At 41.7% G+C, this 7088-nt stretch carries 6 protein-coding genes; 3 read left to right on the top strand and 3 right to left on the bottom strand.

The features are described 5' to 3' along the window. Positions 1 to 306 precede the first annotated feature (306 nt). The 3 genes from IM319_RS21180 (at position 307) to IM319_RS21170 (ending at position 3301) form a co-directional block, all read left to right on the top strand. Positions 307 to 909, top strand: coding sequence for a J domain-containing protein (locus tag IM319_RS21180; RefSeq protein WP_287736834.1), 603 nt, complete (start codon positions 307 to 309; stop codon positions 907 to 909). Positions 910 to 911: 2 nt separating this feature from the next. Continuing rightward, positions 912 to 1976 (top strand): hypothetical protein, encoded by a 1065-nt coding sequence (locus IM319_RS21175; RefSeq protein ID WP_287736832.1) that lies wholly within the window; start codon positions 912 to 914, stop codon positions 1974 to 1976. A 266-nt stretch (positions 1977 to 2242) separates the two neighbouring features. Further along, positions 2243 to 3301 (top strand): D-alanine--D-alanine ligase family protein, encoded by a 1059-nt coding sequence (locus tag IM319_RS21170; RefSeq protein WP_287686137.1) that lies wholly within the window; start codon positions 2243 to 2245, stop codon positions 3299 to 3301. 57 nt (positions 3302 to 3358) lie between these two features. On the opposite strand, the gene IM319_RS21165 is transcribed toward IM319_RS21170, so the two are convergent. From IM319_RS21165 to IM319_RS21155, 3 genes are all read right to left on the bottom strand, one after another. Beyond that, on the bottom strand, positions 3359 to 4060 hold the full coding sequence (locus IM319_RS21165) for a Uma2 family endonuclease (RefSeq protein WP_287736831.1): 702 nt from the start codon (positions 4058 to 4060) through the stop codon (positions 3359 to 3361). Between the two features lie 114 nt (positions 4061 to 4174). After that, complete coding sequence (ribBA, locus tag IM319_RS21160; RefSeq protein ID WP_287076464.1) at positions 4175 to 5851, bottom strand: bifunctional 3,4-dihydroxy-2-butanone-4-phosphate synthase/GTP cyclohydrolase II; 1677 nt, start codon at positions 5849 to 5851, stop codon at positions 4175 to 4177. Between the two features lie 137 nt (positions 5852 to 5988). Next, positions 5989 to 6867, bottom strand: a complete 879-nt coding sequence (locus IM319_RS21155; RefSeq protein WP_287736830.1) for a phycobilisome linker polypeptide — start codon at positions 6865 to 6867, stop codon at positions 5989 to 5991. Positions 6868 to 7088 lie beyond the last annotated feature (221 nt).

Here is a 7088-nt window from a genome sequence, read left to right as displayed (position 1 = left end):
GGGCATACCGGAACCTTCGATGCTCGATCCAATAAACGCTTGGGGAGAGAATACCTCTACTTTTTCAGAAGCAATTCTGTCTAAGCAAGTAATCTCTGTGAACCAAGAATCCCCGTCTCTTTAGAGCGGGGAGTGTCAACCGAGTCACTTTTTTCATTATTAACCACTTGACAAAGTGGCCACAGCAGTGGTATTGATTTAGGATAGGAAGTTTTCGGGAGTCAGTCCTCGGTCGTTAATACCAAATTAGCCTACACTTCATCTTGATAAGAAAGGCTATATTTTTTGCAGCTTCTTAGGGAAATTATGACCACTAATCCTCTTAACTCGCTCATTTTAGAGCAGATTAGTCTTATCTGTGAGCAATACTCGATCGAAAGTCCTATTCTCGAAGATTTTGCCGATTTTGTCATCAAAAATCACCGTAAAAAGTCTCCCAAACCATCGTTAACTAAATTAAAAACTACAGCCACCACCACCACAGTCCCAAAAGTTAAACCTTTAACTCTAACGCAACTTAAACAGGCAGTTTATGCCTATTTTGAGGTTAGTAATACCACAGAATTAAAAAAATCGAGTATGTTTCAAATGGCTACTAGAGCCTTTGATAATATCAATTTATCTCAGCGAGAAAGTTGGGAAAAAATTTACAGAGAGTATGTAGGTATTTTACCAGAAGAAGATGGAGAAACAGGTAAGCATTGTATTAATGGTATTAATATATTTAAGTATTTTTATCCCTATCGTGTTTTCGAGCTTGATCCAAAAACTGCCACTAAGGAAGACATTAAAAATGCCTATTATCGTCTTTCTAAGGTCTATCATCCTGATAACCAAGAAACAGGAGACGCAGAAGTTTTTGATTGTTTAACTGTCATGTATAAGTCTATCACCACGGAGATAAAATAATCATGCCTCAGAAAGCAAATACCTTCATGATCCGGGATACCGAATTAGCTCAATGGTTTTCTATTACTCTTGAAAAACTAGACAAAATTGTTGATATTTTTGATGCTGATCCTAATGATGATTGGGATTTAGTTGAAGGTGTCGATTATCAATTTGTCAACAAAAAAGATAAAGTTAGAGTGTTTTCTTTTGAAGGTGCTTTAAAAATTGCTTCCTATATTGATCAGCATGAAAAGCGAGGAATTTTATACAGATTTAGAGAATTTTTTACTAAGCACGATCAAAAAATTCGTCGCTCTCTGGCACGAAAATTAATTTTTAATGAATTGGCTGACTCTGGCGAAATTAAAGTTTATCAAGGAGTGGCTATGATTCATAAACAGAGTTTGCGGCGAATTTTAAAAACTAATGGAGCCAAGCTAAATCAAACATTCAATAATCTCAAAATACAGGAATCTTCATCTTTAAAAGTTGATGATGAAGAACTTGCTAAGGTAATCAAAAATACTAAAACAGAAGTTCGTCCTTTAAAAATAGGAGTAGATTTTTATGAAGATGAAAAAAGAGAGTTTTGGTTCTCTGAAACTGGAGTTGTTCGCATTTCTAAATCCATGAGTGAAACTTTGACGAATAAATCGCGCCAAGAAATGTGTAAAATGATTGAAATCGAGTTTCCTCGTGCCTTTAAAGAAATTCAGGAACATCTAGATGACGATACCAAACAAAAAATCGAGATTGAAAAGGCTAAAAAACGAGCTAAAACTAGAGATAAAAACACTTGTCAGGTGACAGGGCAAAAACCGGATAAAGATGTAGAATTTAATCTCGCTGTCCATCATCTTTACTCTGTCCAGAAATATCCCCATCTAGCGACATTGGATCTGAATTTGGTGACTATTAAAGAAGAAATTCACCAAGAATTTCACGGTAACTTAGGGGGATTTCATCAACCTTGCACAATCGAGGATTTTATCGAATTCTTGCATATTTACTATCCCGAACATCAGGGCAATTTAGCCTTAAAACTTCAGAAAACTAAGAAAAAACTGGAAAAATTAGCCAAATAATCATTCAATTCCGGGGGTGATTCGATAGTAGTGGTATTCATGGATAAAATACCAAAAAGTCCCAAAGTGATTATCAATTTTTTTAGGGAAAGAACGACCAAATTTCATCACAATCGATAATTAATTTATCTTGAGGTTTTGCCGAAACCCCGATCTGACGAGGAACAGCCGCATCTAAATCATTGGCAACTATTGTCAACTCCGCCCATAGTATATATGATAGTTGAACTCTAATTTAGGATATAGCTGGGTCTAGAGAGGATAATATGGATAAGATCAAGGTAGGATTGTTGTTTGGTGGTCGATCGGGAGAACACGAGGTATCTATCAATTCGGCTCGATCGATCCTGCAAGCTTTTAATTACCCCGAAAATCTTGACAAATACGCCGTTATCCCCTTCTATATCGATAAAAATGGCTGTTGGCATTCGGCAGCAACTGCTAGACAAATTTTAACCTCTGGGCAACCCCTAGCTATTGAGAGTGATATAAAAGTCAATATCTGGCAATTTCCCCCAGAAGTGAGCGAAATTGAGGTTTGGTTTCCAATTCTCCACGGACCGAATGGGGAAGATGGCACTTTGCAAGGATTACTCACTCTCATGCGGGTTGCTTTTGTGGGTAGTGGGGTCCTGGGTTCATGCCTAGGAATGGATAAAATTGCCATGAAAACTGCTTTTGCAGCCGCTGGATTACCCCAAGTTAAGTATAAGGCCGTAACCCGCTCGCAAGTGTGGTCAAATCCCTGTATTTTTCCGCAATTGTGCGATCAAATCGCCGAGGAAATAGGTTATCCTTGTTTTATTAAACCAGCTAATTTAGGTTCTTCGGTGGGTATTAGTAAAGCGCGCAACCGGCAAGAATTAGAGGCTGCTTTAGATAGTGCTGCTAGTTATGATCGACGGATTATTGTTGAAGCAGGAGTAACCGCAAGAGAAATCGAATGTGCGGTTTTAGGTAATGATAATCCCCAAGCTTCCTCGGTGGGAGAAATTACTTTTGATAGTGATTTTTATGACTATGAAACTAAATATACTGACGGGCGATCGAGTATGGTGATTCCCGCTAATATTCCTGATAAAATTGCTAATCAAGTGCGAGAAATGGCTGTAGAAGCATTTAAAGCTGTGGATGCTGCGGGATTGTCGCGGGTGGATTTTTTCTATGTGGAAAAGACTGGGGAAGTGTTTCTCAATGAAATTAATACTCTGCCGGGGTTTACTAATTTTAGTATGTATCCCCAACTCTGGAAAGCCACCGGTTTAGAGTTTGATAAATTGGTCGATAAGTTAGTAAAATTAGCCTTAGAAAGACAGGAAAAATAAGGTTAAATTACCAACATTTCTAGGATAGGAATTACCTAGCCTAGAGATATTGATCAATTAGATAGTTTCAGGATCAATGCCCAATTCTCGTAATTTTTGGGCTAATCTTTCCCTTTCCAAGATAGCTTGTTCTTTTTCGAGGATAGCCTGTTCCTTCGCTTCTCGTTCCTGTAATTCTGCTTCTGCGGCAGTTAGCACTAATTCACCCGTGGGGGTAAAGTAACGCAATTTCCTCTCAAAAATGCCTAAATATAGTTCTAATTGTTCACTCCATAAATAGCCGTTTTCATTAGCAGGAATAGCCTGATATTGTCCAGCAATTAATCTAAATCCTTGCAGTTCTAAACTTTCAGGATCAAACCAGAAATAGTTAGGAGTCCGAAAGGTATTTTGGTAGAGAATTTTCTTTTTAGTGCGGTCAATATTGGCCGTAGAATCGGAAAGAATCTCGACGATTACATTGGGATATTTCCCCTGTTCTCCCCAAACTACCCAACTTTTGCGGGGACGTTTTTCTGTATCTAAAACCACAAAAAAATCAGGACCGCAGAAATTGTGCTTTTTTAGTTGTTCTTCGTTATAGTAGATGGTAAGATTTCCCGAAGCATAGTAATTATTTCTTTCTTGCCATAGCCTTTCTAAACAACCGATCAGAATTGTAATTTGTTGTAGATGTAGATCACTTTCCAAGGATGGTTCATCACTCCATAAATCGGTGGGGGGACAGGTAACTTCCGGTAAAATGTCGAGAGTTGTCATGGTTTTTCCCCGTTACACTAGCTTTGTTTAATTATAACTGTTAAGCTGTTAAATATTTAAATTGCTTGTTGAGATGAGGCAAGAGGCAAGAGGCAACAGTACGGTCATAGAAAACTAATTTTTGGCTGACTCACGAGTAAAACTGTAGATAATTTGGGTAGCTAATTGTGGTAATTGTGAGAAATCTTCATCGGACATTTTTTGACGATCGAGTTTCATTTGTAATCCCGTCATCGAATCGTCTCCGTCGGAAATTAAAAATTCTAAGCGTTCAATTTCCGACCAATCTTTAATGTCATTTAATATCTTGTCAATAACCAGAAGATAAGGATGGGAAGGATTTTTATACCAATTACTGCTGACACCCTGACGAATATCTAAACCTAAATGTACGATCAAAGGGGCGCGATCAAAAAGGGCATTGGCTACCGGTCGGGTTTCTTCTTGGAGAGATAATTGATTAGCGCGACTTAACTGTCGTAATTTCTCCAATTGATGATATCTTTGCGAAATTGACGGCGGATTTTCCCCCCAACTGAGAGCGATGGTGACTAGATAGGTTTGTAAGAATAGATGTCCTAGCTTTTCCGCTTTTGTGGCTAGATAATTGGAATTATAATCATTAGCCTCGATCAGCAAAGGTACTCGCTCGACTATTTCCAAACCATAGCCTTTTAATCCGGCAATTTTACGGGGATTATTGGTAATTAAACGAATATTTCTCACCCCCAAATCGTTGAGCATTTGCGCTCCCATGCCGTAATCGCGCAAATCGGCGGGAAATCCTAACCTTTCGTTGGCTTCCACCGTATCTAGTCCTATATCCTGTAAAGAATAGGCTTTTAGCTTATTAATTAAGCCAATTCCCCGTCCTTCCTGTCGCAGGTAAACCACCACCCCTAAACCGTTTTTTTCGATCATTTTTAGGGCAGTTTGCAACTGTTGGCGACAATCGCAACGCAAGGATCCCAAGGCATCCCCGGTCAGACATTCTGAGTGCATTCGTACCATTACAGGTTGATCGCCAAAGAGAGCGGGATCGCCTTTCACAATAGCGATGTGTTCGGTTTGATCTAATAAATTTCGGTAGGCATAAAGCTGAAAAGTGCCGAATTGACTGGGAAAATCACAGACCGTTTCCCGATGGACAAAGCGATCGTGTTTTAATCGATAACCGATCAGATCGGCAATGCTAATTAACCTTAGATTATGTTGACGAGCGTATTCAAATAGTTGCGGTAAACGGGCCATGGAACCATCGGGATTTTGGATCTCACAGATAACTCCCGCCGGATACAACCCAGCTAACCGAGCTAGATCCACGGCTGCCTCCGTATGACCGGCACGTTTTAAGACCCCACCGGCTTTAGCACGAATCGGGAAGACATGACCGGGACGGGTGAGATCGTCGGGACGAGTAACCGGATTAATGGCAACTTGCACGGTTTTCGCCCGATCTTCTGCCGAAATGCCAGTTTTAACCCCTAAATGGGGAGCGGCATCGATGCTAACGGTAAAAGCGGTTTGATTGCTATCGGTGTTTTTTGTCACCATCAAAGGTAATTCGAGAGCATCAAGACGCTCTCCCGTCATTGCCAGACAGATTAAACCGCGAGCTTGCACTGCCATGAAGTTAATCAGATCGGGGGTGGCAAATTGGGCCGCACAGATTAGATCTCCTTCATTTTCGCGATTCTCATCATCAACTACGACAATGGCACGTCCGGCTTTGATTTCCGCTAAGGCAGTATCGATAGAGTCAAAAGCGATCGAAGTGACAGTCACAGGCATTAAAACTAGGGAATTATTTTCATTCTACAGGTTTGCTCGATCTGCTGAGGGTCAATTTCTGCCAGTTCCCTAGAAAAAAGTCTCCCGGTGAACCTGACGGCTGCCCGGGAGACTTTTAGCTATCTTCAGCTAGAAAATTAATTCAAACTAGCGGGGGTGATGCTGGCAACTTTGCCACCGAGACGGTTGATCTGTTGCAGGGTGTTATTTAACTGTTCAAAGGGGACGATAACCGCTTTGCTACTGCGACGGACACTGGGATAACCCGGTTTGCTGATGGCGGCAATTTCCACGCGATAGAGCTTACCCACATTACCATAGGCCACACTACCACCAAGAGCTTTACTGGGGGTGTTGCGTTGACCGGAGGGACGATAGGCCCAACCATCGCTGCCACCGGAGGGACCGACTACTGCCGAAGCACCGTTTTGGGCTAATTCCACCGCTAAACGGGAGGTTTTGCCGGCAATCTGAGAGCGATCGCTGTTGGCATAACCGCGATAGAGTTGGAACATCCGGGTAAATCCCACGGTTTTTTGACCGGGTTGGCTGGCAAAACCGCGATAGTAGGGAACGATGCTATCACCGAAGTTTTCGGTATATTCGGCGGAATCGATGTAGGAGTCGATATCGGCCTCGAATCCTTTGTTTTCGTAGAGATCGAGGTGATAGACCACTTCCGACTCATCGTAGGGAGCGCGACCTAAAAGATGTTTGATATTAAGTTCGATGACGCGGGTTTGGAAGTTACCGTAGAAGAATTTGTTCTTATACAGTTCCGATTTGGCCACGGCGCGGACGAATCCCCGCACGGTGATCGAACCGTTACAGAGTAAGGATTCGGCACTGGTAAGGCGCTCGGAACGCATGATATAGTCATTGCCTAGCACCTGACGATAGACAGCGCGAATAACCGCCTGTGCCTCGTCACGAGACCAATCGGGACGTAATTCCACGGGAGCAACCTCGCTAAAAGCGGTTGTCCCTAAACGGGAAGCTGAGGTAGTAATTGCCACTAAAGTTCTCCTACAAAAAAAATGATCATCGAAAATTTTGGGTGGGAAACCCCGCCGTTCTAGGTTGGCTTTACGTTAGTCTTAAAAAGACCGTCTCGAAAACCAAGTGGGCGGACAGCACCTTGAAAACTCGGCTTAGGGGGTTCCGTTCAGAAAAGCTTGTCCTGGTAAAAAGTCGCGCCCAACAAGTACAAGAAGCGTTTAGTCAGAACCGTACCGTG

Source organism: Microcystis sp. M113S1 (assembly GCF_020246945.1).
Lineage (GTDB): Bacteria > Cyanobacteriota > Cyanobacteriia > Cyanobacteriales > Microcystaceae > Microcystis.
The sequence above is the reverse complement of the archived record's forward strand: the minus strand, read 5'-3'. Positions and strand labels throughout refer to the sequence as shown.

Coding starts and splice junctions, on each gene's coding strand:
- IM319_RS21175 (WP_287736832.1), top strand. CDS start 912: ATGCCTCAGAAAGCAAATACCTTCATGATCCGGGATACCGAATTAGCT.
- IM319_RS21165 (WP_287736831.1), bottom strand. CDS start 4,060: ATGACAACTCTCGACATTTTACCGGAAGTTACCTGTCCCCCCACCGAT.
- ribBA (WP_287076464.1), bottom strand. CDS start 5,851: ATGCCTGTGACTGTCACTTCGATCGCTTTTGACTCTATCGATACTGCC.
- IM319_RS21170 (WP_287686137.1), top strand. CDS start 2,243: ATGGATAAGATCAAGGTAGGATTGTTGTTTGGTGGTCGATCGGGAGAA.
- IM319_RS21180 (WP_287736834.1), top strand. CDS start 307: ATGACCACTAATCCTCTTAACTCGCTCATTTTAGAGCAGATTAGTCTT.